The sequence below is a fragment of the Dyadobacter sp. CY323 genome (assembly GCF_021390245.1).
Lineage (GTDB): Bacteria > Bacteroidota > Bacteroidia > Cytophagales > Spirosomataceae > Dyadobacter.
In genome coordinates this window covers 1-20,099 of record NZ_JAJUXH010000012.1, presented here as the reverse complement: position 1 = coordinate 20,099, position 20,099 = coordinate 1, and the positions used below count along the sequence as shown (strand labels likewise).

24 protein-coding genes are annotated in these 20,099 nt (G+C 43.9%); 14 read left to right on the top strand and 10 right to left on the bottom strand.

Annotated elements, in window-relative coordinates; all coding sequences use genetic code 11:
* Positions 1-17: 17 nt before the first annotated feature.
* The gene (locus tag LZG72_RS17955) at positions 18-797 is read right to left on the bottom strand and encodes a hypothetical protein (protein ID WP_233875626.1); all 780 of its coding nucleotides are present in this window, start codon (positions 795-797) and stop codon (positions 18-20) included.
* A 250-nt stretch (positions 798-1,047) separates the two neighbouring features.
* Between LZG72_RS17955 and LZG72_RS17950 the strand changes: the two genes are divergently transcribed.
* From LZG72_RS17950 to LZG72_RS17920, 7 genes are all read left to right on the top strand, one after another.
* Positions 1,048-1,206, top strand: coding sequence for a hypothetical protein (locus LZG72_RS17950; RefSeq protein ID WP_233875624.1), 159 nt, complete (start codon positions 1,048-1,050; stop codon positions 1,204-1,206).
* On the top strand, positions 1,207-1,734 hold the full coding sequence (locus tag LZG72_RS17945) for a hypothetical protein (protein ID WP_233875622.1): 528 nt from the start codon (positions 1,207-1,209) through the stop codon (positions 1,732-1,734).
* A gap of 121 nt (positions 1,735-1,855) precedes the next feature.
* Positions 1,856-3,259, top strand: a complete 1,404-nt coding sequence (locus tag LZG72_RS17940) for a cell wall metabolism sensor histidine kinase WalK (RefSeq protein ID WP_233875620.1) — start codon at positions 1,856-1,858, stop codon at positions 3,257-3,259.
* A 3-nt stretch (positions 3,260-3,262) separates the two neighbouring features.
* Positions 3,263-3,937, top strand: coding sequence for a response regulator transcription factor (locus tag LZG72_RS17935; RefSeq protein ID WP_233875618.1), 675 nt, complete (start codon positions 3,263-3,265; stop codon positions 3,935-3,937).
* Positions 3,938-4,247: 310 nt separating this feature from the next.
* Positions 4,248-5,579: a hypothetical protein gene (locus LZG72_RS17930; RefSeq protein WP_233875616.1), complete on the top strand. Its 1,332-nt coding sequence runs from the start codon at positions 4,248-4,250 to the stop codon at positions 5,577-5,579.
* Positions 5,580-5,591: 12 nt separating this feature from the next.
* Positions 5,592-6,932, top strand: a complete 1,341-nt coding sequence (locus tag LZG72_RS17925) for a hypothetical protein (RefSeq protein WP_233875614.1) — start codon at positions 5,592-5,594, stop codon at positions 6,930-6,932.
* A 47-nt stretch (positions 6,933-6,979) separates the two neighbouring features.
* Positions 6,980-7,438, top strand: a complete 459-nt coding sequence (locus tag LZG72_RS17920) for a hypothetical protein (RefSeq protein ID WP_233875612.1) — start codon at positions 6,980-6,982, stop codon at positions 7,436-7,438.
* Between the two features lie 19 nt (positions 7,439-7,457).
* Here LZG72_RS17920 and LZG72_RS17915 read toward each other — a convergent pair whose 3' ends face one another.
* Positions 7,458-7,598, bottom strand: coding sequence for a hypothetical protein (locus tag LZG72_RS17915; protein WP_233875610.1), 141 nt, complete (start codon positions 7,596-7,598; stop codon positions 7,458-7,460).
* A gap of 485 nt (positions 7,599-8,083) precedes the next feature.
* Between LZG72_RS17915 and LZG72_RS17910 the strand changes: the two genes are divergently transcribed.
* Both LZG72_RS17910 and LZG72_RS17905 read left to right on the top strand, forming a co-directional pair.
* A complete protein-coding gene (locus LZG72_RS17910; RefSeq protein WP_233875608.1) occupies positions 8,084-8,437 on the top strand; it encodes a type II toxin-antitoxin system RelE/ParE family toxin in 354 nt (117 codons plus the stop codon).
* Positions 8,418-8,723 (top strand): helix-turn-helix domain-containing protein, encoded by a 306-nt coding sequence (locus LZG72_RS17905; RefSeq protein ID WP_233875607.1) that lies wholly within the window; start codon positions 8,418-8,420, stop codon positions 8,721-8,723. The genes LZG72_RS17910 and LZG72_RS17905 overlap by 20 nt, the downstream gene beginning before the upstream one ends.
* A gap of 23 nt (positions 8,724-8,746) precedes the next feature.
* Here LZG72_RS17905 and LZG72_RS17900 read toward each other — a convergent pair whose 3' ends face one another.
* Genes LZG72_RS17900 through LZG72_RS17890 form a run of 3 tightly spaced genes read right to left on the bottom strand, consistent with a single transcriptional unit; the run spans position 8,747 to position 11,108 of the window.
* Complete coding sequence (locus LZG72_RS17900; protein ID WP_233875605.1) at positions 8,747-9,817, bottom strand: hypothetical protein; 1,071 nt, start codon at positions 9,815-9,817, stop codon at positions 8,747-8,749.
* A 36-nt stretch (positions 9,818-9,853) separates the two neighbouring features.
* Complete coding sequence (locus LZG72_RS17895) at positions 9,854-10,576, bottom strand: hypothetical protein (RefSeq protein ID WP_233875602.1); 723 nt, start codon at positions 10,574-10,576, stop codon at positions 9,854-9,856.
* Entirely contained in the window at positions 10,554-11,108 is a 555-nt protein-coding gene (locus LZG72_RS17890; protein WP_233875600.1) for an RNA polymerase sigma factor, read from the bottom strand. The genes LZG72_RS17895 and LZG72_RS17890 overlap by 23 nt, the downstream gene beginning before the upstream one ends.
* 144 nt (positions 11,109-11,252) lie before the next feature.
* On the opposite strand from LZG72_RS17890, the gene LZG72_RS17885 reads away from it, so the two are divergent.
* On the top strand, positions 11,253-11,648 hold the full coding sequence (locus LZG72_RS17885; protein WP_233875598.1) for an iron chaperone: 396 nt from the start codon (positions 11,253-11,255) through the stop codon (positions 11,646-11,648).
* A gap of 31 nt (positions 11,649-11,679) precedes the next feature.
* Here LZG72_RS17885 and LZG72_RS17880 read toward each other — a convergent pair whose 3' ends face one another.
* Both LZG72_RS17880 and LZG72_RS17875 read right to left on the bottom strand, forming a co-directional pair.
* Positions 11,680-12,153, bottom strand: coding sequence for an RES family NAD+ phosphorylase (locus LZG72_RS17880; protein ID WP_233875596.1), 474 nt, complete (start codon positions 12,151-12,153; stop codon positions 11,680-11,682).
* 1 nt (position 12,154) lies between these two features.
* Entirely contained in the window at positions 12,155-12,529 is a 375-nt protein-coding gene (locus LZG72_RS17875; protein WP_233875594.1) for an antitoxin Xre-like helix-turn-helix domain-containing protein, read from the bottom strand.
* Between the two features lie 434 nt (positions 12,530-12,963).
* Here LZG72_RS17875 and LZG72_RS17865 point away from each other — a divergent pair, with 434 nt between their 5' ends.
* Positions 12,964-13,332 carry a type II toxin-antitoxin system HicB family antitoxin gene (locus LZG72_RS17865; protein ID WP_233875593.1) on the top strand — a complete coding sequence of 123 codons (369 nt, stop codon included), beginning with the start codon at positions 12,964-12,966 and terminating at the stop codon, positions 13,330-13,332.
* A gap of 82 nt (positions 13,333-13,414) precedes the next feature.
* A complete protein-coding gene (locus LZG72_RS17860) occupies positions 13,415-16,297 on the top strand; it encodes a PVC-type heme-binding CxxCH protein (protein ID WP_233875591.1) in 2,883 nt (960 codons plus the stop codon).
* Between the two features lie 18 nt (positions 16,298-16,315).
* Here the strand turns inward: LZG72_RS17860 and LZG72_RS17855 are convergent, their stop codons facing one another.
* From LZG72_RS17855 to LZG72_RS17845, 3 genes are read right to left on the bottom strand one after another with little or no spacing between them, the layout of a single operon-like run.
* Positions 16,316-16,648 carry a DUF86 domain-containing protein gene (locus tag LZG72_RS17855; protein ID WP_233875589.1) on the bottom strand — a complete coding sequence of 111 codons (333 nt, stop codon included), beginning with the start codon at positions 16,646-16,648 and terminating at the stop codon, positions 16,316-16,318.
* A complete protein-coding gene (locus LZG72_RS17850; protein WP_233875586.1) occupies positions 16,641-16,931 on the bottom strand; it encodes a nucleotidyltransferase family protein in 291 nt (96 codons plus the stop codon). Before LZG72_RS17850 ends, LZG72_RS17855 begins: the two co-directional genes overlap by 8 nt.
* A 31-nt stretch (positions 16,932-16,962) precedes the next feature.
* The gene (locus tag LZG72_RS17845; protein ID WP_233875583.1) at positions 16,963-18,222 is read right to left on the bottom strand and encodes a DUF748 domain-containing protein; all 1,260 of its coding nucleotides are present in this window, start codon (positions 18,220-18,222) and stop codon (positions 16,963-16,965) included.
* A gap of 145 nt (positions 18,223-18,367) precedes the next feature.
* On the opposite strand from LZG72_RS17845, the gene LZG72_RS17840 reads away from it, so the two are divergent.
* Positions 18,368-18,706 carry a YciI family protein gene (locus LZG72_RS17840; RefSeq protein WP_233875580.1) on the top strand — a complete coding sequence of 113 codons (339 nt, stop codon included), beginning with the start codon at positions 18,368-18,370 and terminating at the stop codon, positions 18,704-18,706.
* Positions 18,706-19,950: an RNA polymerase sigma factor gene (locus tag LZG72_RS17835; protein ID WP_233875577.1), complete on the top strand. Its 1,245-nt coding sequence runs from the start codon at positions 18,706-18,708 to the stop codon at positions 19,948-19,950. Before LZG72_RS17840 ends, LZG72_RS17835 begins: the two co-directional genes overlap by 1 nt.
* Positions 19,951-20,099 lie beyond the last annotated feature (149 nt).

The following is a 20,099-nucleotide window of genomic DNA, read 5'->3' as shown; positions in this document are numbered from 1 at the left end:
AACAATTCTGTGATGTATCAATTTCCTTCTCCCATCATCATTTTTTGCCTGAAATCGGCGAGCGCTTTTTCTCGGATGTCGGCCAGTTTTTCTTTGGGGACGGTTTCCGCCTGCGCGTCAGGTTGTACGGATTTTGGGTCGATATTTTCCAGGGTCACTTTTGTTGCCTTAAATTGTTCGCGACTGCCTTCGATCAGTAATGCAACGCCTTTTTCAGGGGTCAGGTCGGGAATGGGGGAGTAGGTCAGCGGCAACTCGGTTGTAACCCAAACGGAGTAGGTTTCTTTTTTGAATTCAACCGTCGATTTTTTACAGGTGTAACCTGCAATTTTTTTAGTCTGATCGGTTGGCTGCCAGCCGCTAATGCGTTGAATCGGGGATTCGCTTTTGTAGGTTTTGGCATCTTTATCCTTGCCGACCGTGAGCAGTGAAATCACTTTTTGGCCTACTACGTCCACAAAAACCTGCTCTTCGAAAGGTCGTCCCATGTTGGTGTTTTGCGGCGCGGCGCTATTGCCGTCTGCGACGGTCCGTCTGACTACCGCATTCTGTTCGTCTCGGTTTTCCCTGACAAAATTGGGCGTAAAAAGCACTTTCTGACCAAATGTTCGCGTATCCGGTATATCGGCCGGAAAATTCGGATCGCCGGGCTTGACCTGCTCTCCATTAATCATAATCCGAATCCCCGCCGGATCCACTTTTCGCACAACTTCGTAGTTAATTTGTCCGGACGATTGCCCGTAACTTTCAACGATCGCTACCAAGAGCAGGGACACAATAATTGCCTGAATTTTCATAAGATTCGCTTGTTTAAATTGACGAATCAAAGGTCAGGCAATGGTATGTAAGGCACTGGTAATTAGTGTTAAATAGTGTTAGGTCGGCTGAGGGGTGATGAACAGGTTAAATTTGAATTGATTCGGTTGAGTTTTTAATTCAACTGATTAAAAGGCGGGTATCAATTACCAAGGACGGAAGGTATCTGGCTTTTATTACACGAGATGTTTGTACTTTTGCACAACCGAAACTTACATAAACAAATTGATCATGGCCAGACCAATAAAAGAAACGCCTGTCTTGAAAGGAGCGGAGGCAGTGCGGTTTCGGAAGAACTTAGAGGTTTCTCAAAAGCAACAGATTTCTCCGGATGAAAAAGAGCGACTGAAAAAGAACTTCGAACTGTTCAAAGCCCGATCGAATTTCTAAATGGATCGGAATGACTTCGTAATCAACCGTCTGACCATTGACTATCAGCTTAAACCGTTTGATTGTGGTGATCCTGATTTGAATGAATTTCTTCACAACGACGCCAGGTTTTATCTTCGGGAGCATTTAGCAGTTACTTATCTGGTTGAAACGGAGACGGACACGATCGCTTATTTTTCCGTTCAGAACGATAAAATTTCGCTTGACGATTTCCCAAGTAATAATCAATTTAATAAGGCAAGAAAATCGATTCCAAGAGCTAAAATGCATAAGAGTTATCCCGCGGTGAAAGTGGGGCGACTTGCAGTAAGTGAAAAATTTCAGGGTCTTCGCTTTGGCCCACGCATTTTAGATTATCTCAAATTACTTTTTGTACACAATAACCGAACCGGGTGCCGATTTATGTTGGTTGATGCCTACACAACTAAAATCCGGTTTTATGAGGATCAGCAATTTTGCCTGCTAAAACCGAAAAACGATCAGGAAAAAACACAATTGATGTATTGCGATTTAAAGCCTCTCCAATAGGAAAGCCATTACTGCCAATTAGGGTTAAATCGTGTTGGAGAGTTGGTGGGGCCAGGGGTTAGTGTTAAACAGTGTTAAAGCGTTGTAATTCACATCGGGCAACACGTAGTTTTGCATTGATATGAACCAACGGATACGGACTATATTCTGGCTGATGACGATTTGCATTGTGGCGATCAATGCGTTTCAAGGGTACTGGCTTTGGACAACGTATGTATTAAACCGTCAGCAGTTTTCCCAACATGTGCAGGATGCTTTGTTCCAGGTCGTCGAAGGCCAGCAGATTGCGAAAGCGGACCGGATGTTTGGCCAAACCCGCGGCAAATCGGATAGGGAACGTAGGGTGGTGATCCGCAGATTTGATTCTCAAACACCCGATGAAACCCGTTTCTTTTATAAATCAGGAGAAGATTCGGTTGCCGGCAAAATGAATGGAAATGCCGAGGATACACTTGCACGTCGCATTTCGGGAATGCTTATCAAAGGCTGGAAGGAAGGTGACCAGGTGGATTTAACGAAGATCAAAAGTGCTTATCAGGCAGAATTGGCCAGACGTTTGATCGATGCGCCATTTTCGCTCGATACGCTTTATATTCTTCCCAAAAAGGAGAAAAACAATGTGATGATTTTCGACAGCCGCAGGTACCGCGCCAAGGCAGATGGGCTGCTCAGGACCATTCCGTTGCCTGTCAATCCGGTAAAGCATCTATTTGTGCAGGCTTCATTTGAAACCCCCGTGCCTTATCTGCTCCGAAGAATGAGCTGGCTGCTGGGTGGGTCTGTGATGTTGCTCATCATGACCACGGGCTGTTTTGTTTTGATGTTGAAAATAATTTTGAAACAAAAAAAGCTGTCAGAAATAAAGAACGATTTCATTAATAACATAACCCACGAGCTGAAAACGCCGATTGCGACGATAACTGCGGCGGTGGAGGCTTTGATGCATTTCGGTGTATTGAACGATCCTGCCAAAACGCAAAGTTATCTCGCGATCTCTCAAACCAACCTGACCCGGCTTTCTGAACTCGTAGATAAAGTGCTGAATCTTGCCGTAGAAGAAAAGCGGGAAATGGATCTGTACCGCGAACCGGTAAATCTGGCTGAAATGGTTGATAATCTGGTCAGTAATTATCGGGTAAAAGCTGGCAAACCAGTTGATTTTGATTTAAATATTCCCTCAGACGCGATGGTTTCGGTGGATAAAATCCATTTCAGTAATGTACTTAATAACTTGATTGACAATGCAATAAACTATTCCTATGAGAAGGTGACGGTTTGTTTCAAATTCAGGGAAGAGGCGGAAGGCTGGCAACTGGCGGTGGCGGATAATGGGATCGGGATTGAGAAAATGTATCAAAATGCGGTGTTCGAACGCTTTTTCCGGGTTCCTACGGGTAATCTGCACGCAGTGAAAGGGTTTGGGTTAGGGTTGGCTTATGTTCGGCAAGTCGTGGAGAAACATGGCGGGAAAATCAATGTGATCAGCGAGCCGGGAAAAGGCAGCGAATTTATCTTAACATTTTAACGGATGCCAAAAGTTTTATTAGTCGAGGATGAACCCGCGCTGGGCATGATTGTCCGGGATAGTCTGATTTTCAGGGGCTTCACAGTAGTTCATGTGGAAAATGGGAATGCAGGTTTGGAACAATTTCGCGAACACCAGCCCGACATTGTCGTTGCCGACGTAATGATGCCGGATATGGATGGTTTCACGATGGTTGAGCAGATCAGGAAGGAAAATCAGAATGTGCCCATTCTCTTTCTCACCGCACGGTCACAGACGGCCGATGTGGTTCGGGGCTTTGAATTGGGAGGAAATGACTACCTCAAAAAACCATTTAGTCTCGACGAATTGATCGTGAGAATGAATGCGCTTTTGCGTCCGAAAATGCAGAAACAGGATACTACATCCGTCGTTCAGATCAGCCGGTATTCGTTTGATCCTGCCAAGCAAAAATTGACATTCAATGGCCAGGAAGTACTTCTTTCGCATCGCGAGGCCGAGTTGCTACGAAGGCTTTTTGAACAAAAAAATCAGGTGCTCGAACGCAGCTCGGTGCTGAAAGAACTCTGGGGTGACGATTCGTTTTTTAATGGGCGAAGTCTGGATGTATTCATTACCCGACTACGACGTTACTTGCGCGAAGATCCTGGTATACAGATTGTTAATATCAGAGGGATTGGCTATAAGCTGATCGTTTGAAATCATTTATTGAAGTTTTGCATCAGAAAATTGGCTGGCAGCGTAAAAGGTTGTGATTATTTGCCGCGGGCGTCAACTACAATGGACTGTTTTCGGCTGGAAATTACACTGACGGAACAAAAGGCTCCTCGTTCACAACAAGTACTATAGTAACCGCTGCCGGAGGCAGTCAGGGGCCTGGGAGGTAATTATCATTGTCGGACAGGAATTTATGTAACTTTTTATACACTTCGGTGATATTTATTAAAGTAAAAACAGTAATTTTCCATTAATAAATGTCACCTAAGTCATTAGAAAGCATCTATGTCTCATGAAAAAACTTCTTCTCTCCGCTCTGATCCTTTTTATACTTGGGTGCAAAAAACAGGAAAAAGATCTAGGTCCTAATTCGGATAGGGAGACGCTTGGTATCAAATCGTTTTCCATTCCAGGCATTCCGGATGAAAATATAGATATTCAAAAGCAAGTTGTTAAAATTAAGCTTCCTGCAGGCTTTCAGGGGGATTTTTTGAAACCCACTGTCACGGTAACGGAGCATTTCAAGGTGCCGGCCGATATCATGAGTGGATTCAATTTTGAGGGGGAAAACGTATCGTTTACACTGGAAAGTGAGAAGTTTCAACCAAGGCATTATGATGTTGTCGTACTTACAGAGGAGCCAATTGCGATTCTTTCGTCCGAGCAGCGCTACGATCTTACCATTAATCCCAATGTTCCCATGCAGGTGAAGTTTGCCGTTTCTTTACCTGGCACCGGGGTAACCGTTAATGATTTGGGCGACGTTTACAGAACACCGATAGTAATTGTGAAGAATAAGGCAGATGGCAGTGTTTTAAGCGGAACGTCATGGGACAAGGGCCATGATTCGCTTAACATGCATGTTCTGATTGATTTTCCACTAACTGCCAAAGTTGGTGAATATGAGGCTACGATCCAGTGGGGAGATAAGACGGCCAAGCTACCTGCTACAATCGCTATAAATTATGGAGAACTCGTACTTTATAATGGTTTCGATCACATTACCCCTTCGTCATCCGAGTTGGTTATGCACGGTTACAATATCGCTCCGGGCAATGTCTATGAAGCGATTCTCGAAAATGATTTTATCGGAAGCAGAAAGATTTCCCTTACGCGAAAAGACTATTACAATCTCACAGCTGCTATTCCCAAAGATTTACCATTGGATTCTTACAAGGTCACTACGCTGGTCAATGGGGAAATTCTGGCGAAAGAAAGGAGCCCATTCCGGGGATATGCAGATCTATTTTATCGAAAATCGAATGACGATCTCATCATCAAATCCGTTTCACAACCTTCTATGAAAAAGACATTTGGCCCCCATTCCGTCGAGTATTATGAGGATGCTACGGCGATTTCCAGAAGTGAAGCTTTACTCATAAATGTAGCCTGGTCCACCGAATTCAGGGAAAATAATTTGAAACTTGTCAACAGAACTACTAATAAAGAGTTTATTCTGAAAAACCCGGGCGTTTCAGTCGGTCTCCCGCACGGTATGCAAGTGTATTCTCCGTACACAATCCCCAATGAAATTCCGAATGGCGAGTATGAAGCCTATCTCGTTTGGGCTGCCGGGACGGCTACTATAAGTGGAAGATACCCGAGAATACTCACCATTCAATAAACTTGCCTTGTCATGAAAAAAATCTGCTTCCTACTCCTGATCGCATTCCTGGGTTGTAAAGATAAAAATGAGCCTGAGCCATTTACCGGCGACATCAATTCCGTCGTGAAGGAATTTAAGATTGTCGGCGTGAGCGATGAGAATATTAAAATGGTTGACAATCAGGTTTTTGTGACGCTTCCTGCGGGGTATGCATTTGGAGATGTAATAAAGCCAACTGTCAAATTGAACAATCAATTTCAACTTGTGACGGATATTAGTCAGGGATTGGAATTTGAAGCAAGGCCTGTGGGCATACAGACGAGGAGTAGCGTGCATGGAAATTTTGATTTCCGGATCCATGTCATTCCAGCTGATCCTTTTAAGATTGTCGGCGCACAAAAAGACATTGATATTACTATTGATCAAACTGCGTTTACCGAGCTGCTTGTAACGAACGTTGGCAGCTATCCGTTCGCCAACGAAAGTGGAAAGTTGAGCGAAGATGTGCAGGTTATTTTAACGGATCAAACGACCGGTGCAGAGGTTTTCAGTATATCCACTGCATTGGGGTCGGACTCCGCCGGGGCATCGCGACTTGCCGTTTATTTTCCGGTTAATACACCAGCCGGGAATTTCAAACCCGTTATTAAGGTGGGAGAAAAAAAGGTTGATTTCCCAAAACTCATAAATGTGAAATATGGAGACCTGAACCTCGATCTTTCGGGCTGGAAGGTTTATCCGGCCAACCGATCACTGAGCGTGCGGGGTTATAACATTTTGCCGGATGCTGAGTATACCATGGAAATTGAAAACGATTTTGTGCCTGCCAGAAAGATCAAGCTAACCTGGGAAGATCATAACAATCTGAATGTGAAGCTGCCTGCGGATATGCCATTTGGTAACTACCGTGCAAAGTTATTTGTGAATGGAAAGGAATATGGAGGCAAACTGAATCCGAGACTTTCGAACCTGAATTTCATTGCATTTGATTCCCAACCTTATATTGTCTCTTTGTCGCAGCCGAGTTTGCTGCAAACCGGCGAATGCAAGTATTATAAAGAAACCAAAACACTTGCCCGATCGCAGGATATTCTTGCAAATACCTGGTTCACAACCGCCAACGAAAATTCAGATGTGACAGAAACCGCGGACTTTAAATTGAAACTCGTCAACCGGGAAACGAAAAAGGAACATTTGCTAAACAGCTTGCCGGCAAGGTTTTACACAGATTGTTTCTTCCAGGTTTTTACCCAGTTCCCGATTCCGACCGATGTTTCGAGTGGCAAATATGAAGTGTACCTGATCGTAACGGTGCCCGGTGCGACGCCCCGCATCAGTGAGGCGCTGGGCGAGATTGTGACGATTGAGTAGAGTTTGCTTTTTCCCGGGGATTTCAATAACCTACCTCCAAATCCCACATGCCGCCTATTGTTGACATTACAGATCGCGTCAGGCTACAAGCAATGCTTGAAAGCCTGGCGCCGAATACACTGCCGACTTGGGGACTAATGACTCCTCAAAAAATGATCGAACATTTGTCGGAGAATGTCTCATACACAAACGGAAAGAGGTTTGCGGATCTGGATATTCCTCTCGAAGAAGCACTAATGCGAAAAGAATCCGCCATTTACGGCGATTTCGAAATGCCGCGTGGCATTGGCGGTTTTGGCGATCCGAATACTGCAAACCGTTGCGCCGACATTCCGGCAGCAATTGAAGAATTGCTCGACGAGCTAAAAACGTTCGATTTCTACTACGTAGAAAATCCAGCTGCGACAACAATTCATTCCGGCTTCGGGCCATTGACTCACAACGAATGGATCATCTGGCACGGCAAGCATTTCGGGCACCATTTTCGGCAATTCCGGCTGATTTGAGATCGTCAAAAAACGCTTTTTACCATCTTCTCACGCCACTACCTTTCCCGAAGTCAGAAATCTGGCGTATCATTTTGATCATTACCTGACTTTGCTCCAAAACCTGTACTGCCCGTTCCGGTGAGGGATAACCTTCTTCTGATGGATTGAAGTAACTCATTATCAAGTCACTTTGGACCCTTTCTAGCTCGACCAAATCTACGTCCGGGCTGAGGAAGCTTTTCAATAATTGTTCTGCAGTAAGATTTTGTGTTAATGAATTTTCACTGGTGTGCATAACTAGTTGAATTGGAAGTTAATGCAGCAAAAAACGGTGCCGCACTTGCCGTTGTCCAACTCTACTAAGAGCAATTGTGTTCAAACAATTACGGTAGCCACGACACCGCTCATCGGTATACGCAGATGTATAGGCATTGAAAATGCCGACGTAAAAAGTTCGGCGGCGCTAATGCACTTAGTAGATATTGGACGTGGTAAACATAGCATCTTCCATTGAGATTTCAAACTTTCAAAAACTTTCACTTTTAGTTGCGTTACTTTTTTTGATGTTGTCCGTACCAAGAAAGAGTCCAAGAATTTTTTGACAATGGTTGAAAAATAAATCTTGGATAAGTTTCACTTTCGGGCAACTTTTTATACATTTGTATGGCAGATCAAAAACAGAAGGAGCGCACTATTATTTTTTACAAAGATTACTTTCGTGAATTTTTCCGGGAGCAAAATGAAAAAGTTAAAGAGAAGGTTATCTGGACGCTGGATTTGATTTCAGAGCTGAATAGGGTACCGGAGTCATTTCTAAAACATATTGAAAATACGGACGGGCTCTATGAAATAAGGATTCAGACGGGTAGCGATATCTTTCGCATTTTCTGTTTTTTTGATAAAGGAAAGCTTGTTGTTTTGGCGAACGGTTTCCAAAAGAAAACACAGAAAACGCCGAGACAGGAAATTAAAAAGGCACTTAAAATTAAAGAGGAATATGAGAGCGAAAAAAAGTGACATTACCACGCTGGACGAGTTCAAAGAGGAGTTTTACGGGAAAGTCGGGACCGTGAAACGCGATATGCTCGAAGCAGGTTACGAAAATTTCAAAGTCGGCGCACTCCTTCAGGAGGCCCGACTTGAAAAAGGATTAACGCAAGAAGAATTGGCTGTGAAAGTCGGCACCACAAAGTCCTACATTTCAAAAATCGAGAATAACATCAAAGAAGTGCGGCTTTCGACACTTCAAAAAATTGTGGAACTCGGACTTGGCGGGCGAATCGAACTTTCGATCCGGTTTTAAGGAAGTCCGGTTTGCCATTTAAATCACCGCCCAAGCTTGACGCCAAAAGAAATGTAGCCGATTTTGTCTGTTTTAAATTGTGAGAAACCGGACGTGGGCCTGTCTTGATTTGCATTGAGTTTTGTGTTCAGCGTGACGTAGCCGGGATCGTAATTTACAAAGACGCCAATCCATTTATATCCGATTTCAGCCAGGTAACTTACTCCGAAGTTGCTGTTTTCGCTGTAAACACCATACCCGCCGCCGCTGGTAACCGGCCCATGGTTTGCAATCGTTCCGCCACGGGTACTGTTGACGCTCATAGATGATGCGTATTGAGACGGAATTACATTCTCGATAATTTTATTGTAATTCAACCTGACACCGGCGCTCGCGTAAAATGTGGATCGTCCTTTCGAATCCTTCAATGAAATGCGCGGCGCGAAATGCACAAAGCCTTGAAACGCATTGAAATCGGATTGAAATGGAACAATACCTTCTTTTTGCAGCAACTCATGAGCCCGTGTTGTTACTTCATTTACGTCCAAAGCCGGGACATCCTGCACCAGATTCCAATGCAGATATCTCTGAATATTAAACCCGACCCCAAGTCCATAACGCAGTGAAATGGCAACTTTCGGTCGGTCCAACAATTTTTCATCGTGAACCACGGAGAGATTGGTCGTTAGTTTGTTTTGCAGCACAATCTCACTTGTCAGTCGCGCGGTGGGATGATTTAAAAGTGATGGTGCGGGCTGGAAGAAAACAAAACGGTTTACATCGGTCCCCTTTCCAATATGCAGGTTCAAAAACGTGTTTTGTAAATATCGCTGCTTCCAGTTCAGCGTCGGTTCCTGCGAGGAAGGATTCACGAAACCCTTTTCGTCCAACTTCACGTGCTGGTGTTGAGCGGGATCTGAGTCGTTTTGTTTTTGATTAAGGTCCTTGATAATCTTGTTCAGATCGAGCAATTCAAGATTTTTCAGGTCATCGGCAGACTTTCCGTAAAAAATAACCTTACTGTTATCACCTGCATTCAAGATGATCGTGTCGGCGGCTGCATTACTGTTGGGATGTGACAATAGCATTCCCAACGAAAGGAAGATCGGATTCATGGCTAATAAATTTAAGTTTGACTAAATGTGATTTTATTATTCTTTGGGCAATTGGGCTGGCTCAGCAGACGTAGGATTTTCAACAAAACTATGGTGGACAAACGACCAGAAGCCACTTTCTTTTTTACTGTCAATCAATTGGATACGCATTTTTCGGGCTTCCCTTTCTCTCCTCGCGAGCTCAAACATTTTCTGCAAGCCCGTCAGCTCGACCGGTTTTTGTTCGGGAAAAGCGATTTTGGCGACCAGCACTTTCTCTCTTGGTTTTTCATCTGGTTTGATAGCGACTAGCGGTAGATTCGCATTCAACTCCGGAGTTTGAATGGTATCTATTTTGGTTGGCGGGATTGTATCTTCATTCAGAGTATAAGATTCAATTACATCCTCATTAAATGCATTTGTATCGTTTTTAGTGAGATATTTTTTGTGCGTTAAAGGTTTTGAAATGCTTTTTTTAGAAGTGATCAATTCCGATTTTTCAAGTTTTAGTTTAATTCCAATCTCTGGTTTCACGACATCCGACTTAGCAATCTCCTCTTTCACAACATTAACAGGATGATCCACTTTGTCAGTTGAAAACCAAATCCCGACGATTAATAGAATGGAAGCTGCCGCATACGGCCACCAAAGCCAGATTTTCTTATTTTCGTGCTTTTTTTCAATATAGGCCCACACTTTTTCGGGGTCCCATTCTTCCACATCCGGCGTTTCGCTCCACGTCGTTTGCTTTATTTTTTCAAATAACTTTTCGTTTCGCATAAACCGGGTCGAGTTCAATGATTTTTCGTTGCAGTAAGCTTTTCGCTTTGCTAAGCTGAGATTTAGAAGTTCCAGAGCTAATGTTCAGCATTTCCGCGATTTCAGGGTGCGAATAGCCTTCTATTTCATACAAATTAAATACCGTGCGATAACCGGCTGGTAGCTCTTCGATCACTTCAAATATTTGAGCGGCTGTCAGATTTTCAACCGTAACATCATCGACCGGCCAGGTTTCATTGTCAATCTCACCGAGCGTTTCAAACCTTTTCTCTTGCCTCAGCATTTTCAGACATTCATTCACCACGATCCTCCTCATCCACATTTCAAATGGCGGAATGGCAATGAAATGGGAATCTTTTAATTTGTTAAGAATAATGTAAAATCCCTCAGCAACTGCATCCTCCGCCTTGGCCGAATCCGACAAATACCTTTTCGCCAGTCGGTACAAACTTTTTCCATACCAATCAAAAAGCATTCGCCGGGCCACATTATGACCATTTTGCGCTTCATGAATGATGGAAAGTGTGATCAATGCCGTTACTGGATGAACTATGATAATAATGGATTGGGTGCCACAACGGTTGCCTGACAATTATATTTTTAACAAAAAGTCTTTTGCAGGTATTAATCAACTTCCTAGATTTTAAAAGAATAGTCATCTCAAATCTCGCTGCTCATGACAACCGCAAAACCAAAAACAGTTGACGAATACATCGCCAGTTGCCCGGCCGAAGTTCGCTCGATTCTGGAAGAAGTCCGACAGGCCATACTGGAAGTTATCCCGGATGCCGAAGAAGCGATTTCGTACGATATGCCAACTTTTAATCTGAATGGATCGTACGTAATCTATTTCGCAGGATGGAAAAAACATGTTGCAATTTATCCGGTCACGAAAACCATGGCAGCGAAGCTAAAAGAGGAATTAGCAGGTTATAAAGGCTCAAAAAACTCGGTACATTTCCCATTAAACAAACCAATGCCGTTAGATTTAATAAAGAAAATAGTAAAGGCAAAGCTAGCCGAAACCCCAAGAAACCGAAAAAATAGCAAAAAGCTAACGGCTAAAAGCTAACAGCTAATAGCCAAAAAAGTAAGCTCCTCAATCACAAACGCGGATACTTCTTCAAAATATCTTCAATCCTCGGATCTGGCATCAGATTCGTTACGCCTGCGATTTTGACCTGGTTAAAATCCAAATGCAATGTGTTGATCACAAAATTGGAAGCCTCCGGCATGACCGCAGATGGGACTTTAAGTACCAGCGATTTTCGTTCCTGAAACCATGCGTCTCCTTTGGGCAGACAGGCATTATAATCGTACGGTTTTCGCCAGGATTTGGGAAGATCTGCAATGGATATCACGTCTACTGCCACATGATCTGGAACCTCAATGTACATGATCTTGAAATCATCATTAAAGCCGACCCCCTGTCGCCGTACCATGTTCTCGAGAAATGCCAGAGGAATCGATTCGGCCGAGTAAAGCACTTTGTTGCCTTCACTATTCCACCGACCTTTCATCCCGGAAGCAAATAGACTGTTGCTGAACATTTTATGCACAATTCTGTAAACGAGCATATTATGCAGGATAACCTTGTGCAAGCTTGTCCAACTCTTCGGCCAGGAAATCCACGCCGCCATAGGTATTCAGCCAGTCAGCAGGCTTTTCGTCGGAATTCCACAGTGGTTTTTGAAGCCAGTAATTAAATTCATCTACATTTCCGAATACCGTTTCGCCTTTGCTAAAAAGGGCGATGAGCTTCAATAAATGCTCACTGTAAGGTGCTTCAAGCGCTTTTTTGGATTCTTTGTAATTGCTGATCGTCCTAGCAGAAAGGTTGATGATTGAAGCAAGGTTTTTTTCGGGCATTTTAATTGCATCCGCAAAGTCGTAGAATACTTTGGTATTCAAGCCTTTTCGGGCGGAAGTCGCAATCGCGAAATTACTGGTCATATCAAGAAAGTTAAAAGTATCAACTAAGCTCATTCCCATATCGATTCGCATTGAGTAAGTTCCCAAATATAGAAAATTTTCAATTACAAAACTGAATTTTTTCCAAAGCTTATTATTTGTGAAATATAAATATAAGGCTATATTTGTAACTAATATTTAGTCACAAATACACATACTATTGAGCAAGATTGATAAGCTGGTTGCCCGCTTTATGAGCAAACCGAAGGACCTGACCTGGGATGAGTTGTCCCTAATTTTGAGCCATTTTGGATTTGTTGAGATGTCTTCTGGAAAGACAGGAGGGTCGAGAAGGAAGTTTGTCGACTCAGATCAGTTGATCCTTAGTCTTCATAAACCTCATCCCAGGCCAGTTGTGAAGACCTACGTAATCGAGCAGATAATAATGACTTTGAAACAAAATCGTAAAATTAAAAATGATTAATTCTTTAACCTACGGAGACTATATGGCTACGATCCATTATAGTTCGGATGATGAAGTGTTTTTTGGGAAGGTGATCGGAGTTAATGATTTGATTACTTTCGAAGGAACATCAGTGGGAGAGTTGAAAACTGCTTTTCAAGAGGCAATAGATGACTATCTGGAAAGCTGTAAGTCACTTGGGAAATCACCTGACAAAACTTACAAAGGTGTATTTAATGTGAGAGTACCCTCGGTTCTGCACAAAAAGATCGCGGCCTTCGCTTCTCGATATGATGTAACCTTGAATGATTTTGTGAAATCAGTTTTGGCCTATGTGGTAGAGCACGAAGAGATTAGCGCCCAAATTTTGGCAAAGGAATAGGATTGTTTTTGGTATAAGTAAAATTGAATCAGGCATCTCTTTCTTCCACCAAAGGAACAACTCCTAACATAATTACCACTATATGACACGGTTCAGCAAGCTTCTCACATTGATCATAATCGTCGTTTCAACGTCTGGAAGCTATGTTTTTGCTCAAAAAGGTAAGGTAACTTCGGCTAAAAGCAGTGCTGCAAAAGCGGATACGGCCAAGTATGACCGGGATTATTCGCTGGAAGCAACCATGCTGGGTTACTTCGCGCCAGATGGGTCACGGAACCCGACTTTGAAGGCAAATAAGGGTGATAAAGTCCGGATCAAAATCACGAATGGTGAGTTGATGACACACGATATTTCACTGGAAAAGCTGGGTATCAAAAGCAAGGTGATCCTCGAAAAGGGGGCGAGCACGAGCATCAACTTCATTGCAAAGGAAAGTGACACGTATTTCTGTTCGGTTCCGGGGCACCGCATTGCAGGCATGGTCGGAAGCTTTGAGGTAGTGGAAGGAGAGGTGAACGAAAAAACGGTGGCTGGACACTTGCCCATGAAAGACGGGCAGCCACTGAATCTGAATTTCGAAACAGGTACATTAAAAGACTGGACAGCTACCGGGGATGCTTTTACGAATCCGCTTTTCAGCTCGGATCCATCGCCGGTACATGAAAAGGAAATGAATATAGGTTTTGATGGCAAATACTTCCTGAGCAGCGGCGGAAATACGAATTATAAACTGACGGGAAAATTAACCTCGGCGCCATTCAAAGTTACCCAGCCATTTGCCGCATTCATGGTATCCGGTGGCGCATTGGTCGATACGAGAGTAGAGCTGGTACTTGCAGGCACCGATAGCGTGATTTACCATATTACCGGACAAGGCCGCGCGACTTTGCAGCCTGCGGTTGTCGATTTACAGAAATATCTTGACAAGGAAATTTTCATCAGGATCATTGATAATGAGACTGGTATCTCACAGATCCCATACATCGCGAATGACAAATGGGCACATATTAATTTTGATGAATTCCTTTTTTACCCGAGTCGGCCTGAGTTTCCAAACGAATTAAAGCAAAAGGATATCATTATTCTCCCGCCTCTCGATCCGGTATTGAATGCAGGACTTTCGGGTGAAAAGGCCGCCGCCGCGATGACGCCGCCCAAAGGTTTCAAAGTTACACTGGCAGCTTCTGAGCCGGAGGTAGTGAAGCCGATCGCGTTTACGATCGATGCAAAAGGAAGACTATGGGTGGTGGAAGGACATACGTATCCGGTTCGCGCTCCGGAAGGTCAGGGCAGGGACAGGATCCTGATTTTGGAGGACACAAATGGCGATGGGACTTTGGATAGCAAAAAGGTTTTTGCGGAAAATCTCAATCTCATCAGCGGTATTGAAGTAGGAATGGGCGGTGTCTGGCTGGGTTCGGCGCCTAACTTTCTATTTATTCCCATTGATCCAAAAACGGATAAACCGGCTGGGCCCGAGCAAATCCTACTCGACGGCTGGGGGTTACACGATACGCACGAAGTTTTGAATAGTTTGAGATGGGGGCCAGACGGATGGCTGTACGGAACGCACGGTGTTTTCACACATTCGGTAGTCGGCAAGCCAGGTACGCCGGAAGCGGAACGTGCAAAAATCAATGGGGGAGTATGGCGTTACCATCCGACGATGCACAAGTTTGAGGTGTTTGCAGAAGGGGTTAGCAATCCGTGGGGAATTGATTTCAATGATTATGGACATCCGTTCATCACCGTTTGCGTGATCCCGCATATGTTTCATGTGATACAAGGTGCGCGGTATCAACGTCAGGCCGGAAAGCACTTTAACCCATATACTTACGACGACATTAAAACCATTGGCGATCATGTTCATTGGCTGGGAGAACGCGGGCCGCACGCGGGCAATTTCCGGTCGGCGGCGGCGGGTGGGGGGCATGCTCACGCGGGTGCGATGATTTACCTCGGCAACAGCTGGCCGAAAGAATACCGCAACGAAATTTTCATGAACAACATCAACGGCGCGAGATTGAACATCGATCATTTTGAGAAAAGTGGTTCGGGTTACATCGCTTCGCACAAGCCCGATTTCATGGCAATGAACGATTCCTGGTCGCAGTGGCTGAATTTCAAATACGATGCGAGCGGCTCCGTTTGGGCGATCGACTGGTATGATAAGAATCAGTGCCACAGTCCAAATCCCGACGTTCATGACAAAACCATGGGCCGGATTTTCAAGATTACGCATGAGAATGACAAATGGGTAAAAGTGGATCTGACCAAAGCGTCCGATATGGAATTGGTTAACTTTCAATTAAATGAAAACGACTGGTACGTGCGGCAAGCCAGGACGCTTTTGCAGGAACGTGGGCCAAATAAAAAGGTACATAAAGCGTTGAAAGAAATCCTTGCCAAGAATCCGGATGTTACCCGTAAGCTGCGCGCATTATGGACGCTGCATGTAACGAAAGGTTTGGAAGACAAAGACTTAATGGATTTACTGGCAAATGAAAGTGAATACATCAGAAGCTGGTCGATTCAATTGCTAACGGAAGACAAAGTGATCTCTCCGGAGGCTTTGAAAAAGTTTGCTGACATGGCTCAGAATGACAATTCACCTGTTGTCAGACTCTACCTCGCATCTGCGATGTTGAGATTAGAACCGGCGCAACGGTGGGAGATAGTCGACGCATTAATGCAAAAATCAGAAGATAAAGATGATCACAATCTGCCATTAATGGTCTGGTATGCAGCTGAACCATTGGCTGCATTGGATATGAAACGTGCATTGGAAATGGCCGAAAAGGCAAAACTCCCTAAAATCTTACCTTACACCATCCAGCGCGTTGCGGCGATTGGCACCGAAGATTCCAAGAAAGTTCTGAAAGAACTAAACCAAAAACTCGGCCAAAGCGGCTCCCACGAAAATCATGAAAGCCAGATGTTGATTGGGAAGGTTTTGGATGAGTAAAAGCTTTTGAATTTTTCGCTAAGCTAAAAATTCCAGCCTTTTGATGATTTCAGGCAAAAACGAATTTCTGATCTCCCAAACTATGGAGTAATCGATTCCAAAGTAATCATGAACAATCCGGTTTCGAAATCCCCGGATGCGATGCCAATCTATTTCCGGGTGCAGGTCTTTGAACTCATCCGGGAGTCGGTTTGCAGCTTCGCCTATTATTTCAAAATTTCGAATCACTGCATCGACAGTCTTATTATCGTTGAGAAAATCTTCGAACGATAGACCTTCGGTATATTGCAATATCTTCAACCCGCTTTCCATGATGTCTGCGACCAGCAGTTGCGGATTTCGTTTAGACATAAATGATCTCGTCGGAAATATTCTGGTAGTACTTTTCTTTAATTCCTTTTCTTGAAACCAAATCGACGTGTTTTTGTATTTTTTGCTCAATATAATCGGCCAGGTCTACGAACTCTATTCCTATGGGTTGATTAAAATCGACGATGATGTCCACGTCACTCGATTTCGAAAAGTCATCTCGAACGACAGAACCAAATAAACCAATCGAACTGACATGATATTTCTCAACTAACTCTGGTTTGAGTTCAGTGAGAGTCTGTTTAATGGAATTAAGTTCTGTCATAGAACAAATATATAGCTTACTATTTTACACCCTACTTTTTGTCTTTTTTATCTTTCTTGTCTTTACCCTTTTTATCATCATTCTCCTTTTTATCGTCCTTCCCAAATACCTTTTGCAAAAACGTCTTTTTATCCTCTTTTGGAGATTTTACGGATGCGATATTGATTTCGTTGTCGATTGTCGGTTGTAATGCGCTGATGAATGCATTTTGCAGGATGGTGGTGAGTGCCAGCCAGATGTTCGTTTGCGGGTCGTCCAGCTTTCCTTTGAAGGGTATTTTGGTCGCGACCTGATCTTTTTTCTGATTTTCGAAAATTTCTCCGACGCCGCCGGCAACCGCCTCCCACAGTTTTTGAAAGAGATTATCCTTCCTGTCCTCTTTTCCCAAAATATCCAGATCCTGGATCAGCGGTTTCACGTAACCGGTAAATGCATTGTCCTTCGCAGCCACTTCGGTATATAAACCAAACCTGCCACGGTTGACATCAATCTTGGCATACGCCTGGAAAAAGTCATTCAGCTTGACCAGATTCGTGTTTTTCAATTCCGCACTCATATCGAACGTAGGATTGTCGGCAAGTGGATTTAGTTTCGCATCCATCGTCAAAGTGCCTTCATAGATATTCGCTGATGCATTGACACTGGCTGGCAAAACAGCCGAGGAATCATAACTGTTTTTCAGGTTTTGGGCGAGTACATGCATGTTGGTCATGGCAATGTCCACTTTTGGCGTGGATGTAAAATCGTTGTACTGCACTTTACCATTATTGATCTCACATCTGTTAATGCTCAGCGGCATAAACTTGTCCAGTACCTTTCGAAAATCCGCGGAGTCTTTCACGATCTCTTTTGGCTCAACCTTATCTTTTGTAAATAATAAAAACGGGCGTTGCAGCGTAAGCTCGCCCACGATCGACCCTTTCAGCAAAGCTTTCCATTCTACGGATAAGTCAATTTCGGAAGACGAAAAAAACGGGGTTTGTTTGCCTGTGACCGTATCTGCCTTGTTAATGTAAATGCTGTCGATTTTGTAAGCTCCCTGGATAATGGCGAGATCGATATCTTCGATATGACCATAATAACCACTCATTCCTGCCAGACTTTTATTGGCAAAATGCAATACGACATACGGAAGGATTAGTCTGATGACGACAATCAGGATGATAACGCCAAGGAAGATTTTCCCAGCTTTTCTTTTTCTCGATGTCTTGTGTGCGGGCGAATCAGTTGCCATATTGTAATTGTTATTTGAGGATGATATTTGAATGTGCAGGAAAATATAAACAATCATACCAAAACGATTTACAACCGTTTTTCGAGCAGTTTGAGAGTTCGCATGGACACTCAAAAAAGTCTTTTGGAAAAAAATCCCTAGCTTTTGTCCAGTCTTCAACAGCCGGATCGTCATTCGTTTTTAACCTTTAAACTTCAAGGCAATGAAAGACTTTTTGTTAATTTTCAGGTCCCCGGAACACACCGGGCCAGACGCATCGCCGGAGGAAATGCAGGCCCACATGAAGTTGTGGATGGATTGGTTCGGCAGTATCGCTGCTCAAAACAAACTTTCCAGTCGTGGTAACCGGCTCGTGCATGACGGGAAAGTAGTGCGACCGGGCCAGGTGATCACCGACGGCCCGTACACCGAGATCAAAGAATCAATCGGGGGTTTCACCATTGTAAAAGCCGAATCACTGGACGAAGCCGCTGCCATAGCCAGTAGTTGCCCGATCCTGCTCGATGGCGGAAATGTTGAAGTCAGAGAAATTGCGATTTAATGAGCCAGCCAGACCTGATACCGCATCTTTTCAGAACAGAATACCGGAAAATCACAGCCGTTCTTTCAAAACGGTTTGGTCTGGAACACATTGAAATTGCGCAGGATATTGCGAGTGATACGTTTTTGCAGGCTTCGGAAACGTGGGGGATCAATGGGCTTCCCGAAAATCCCACCGCCTGGCTGTATGTGGTGGCCAAGAACAAAGCAAAAGATTACCTCAAACGCAATACCCTGTTCAATGAGAAAATCGCGCAGCAGATTACCTATGAGCAAAATGGTGCGGAAACATCCGGTGCTGAAATCGACATTGATCTTTCGGACCGGAACATTACCGACAGCCAGTTACAAATGATGTTTGCGATTTGTCATCCGTCCATTCCGGCGGAGGCGCAGATCGGTTTGTCACTCCATATCCTTTGCGGCTTTGGTGTGAATGAAATTGCGGCTGCATTTTTAACGAATAAAGAAACCATTAACAAGCGGCTTTTTCGTGCCCGGGAAAAGCTGCGGTCGAGCCAGGTAAAAATAGAATTTCCGGAAGCCAGCGAAATTCAGAACCGTCTTGAAAACGTTCTTACTACGCTCTACCTGCTTTTTAACGAAGGATATTATGCTTCCGGGCGGGACGTGACTTTGCGCAAAGATGTTTGCCTGGAAGCGGTCCGACTCACAAATTTGCTCCTGGAAAGTAAGCTTACCAGCCTGCCGCCGGTATATGCATTGCTTGCACTCATGTGTTTTCACGCCTCGCGATTTGAGGCGAGGATCGATTCCGAGGGTGAAACGGTACTGTATGAAGATCAGGATGAAAAGCTTTGGGACGAGGACCTGATTCGCCAGGGCGAGCTTTTTTTAAACCAGTCGTCATCCGGGAATGTACTCTCAAAATATCATCTGGAAGCAGGCATCGCCTATTTTCATACCATCAAAAATGACACAAAGGAGAAGTGGGAAAGCATTCTGCAACTCTATAACCAATTGCTGATCAACGAATATTCCCCAATGGCTGCATTAAACCGGACCTACGCATTGTCGAAAGCAAACGGAAAGGAAATCGCGATCAAAGAAGCAGAAAAATTAAATCTCACAACCCATCATTTATACCACGCACTACTCGGTGAGCTGTACACGGGCATCGACAACAACAAAGCTGCAGATCATTTCAGGAAATCACTCGATCTAACAAACTCCAAAGCAGATCAAAAGGTGATTTTGAAGAAGCTATCAGCTATCAGCTCTTAGCTCTTAGCTTTTAGCTTTTCACCTTTTACATTTTGTCATTGCCTGAAATAGGTTGCCTTCAGAGAGCAAACTATCATGGGCGATTTAAAATTAAATTCGAAAAAAAGTACAAAACTGAAGATCCGTCAATATCGGATTTTCAGCGACGA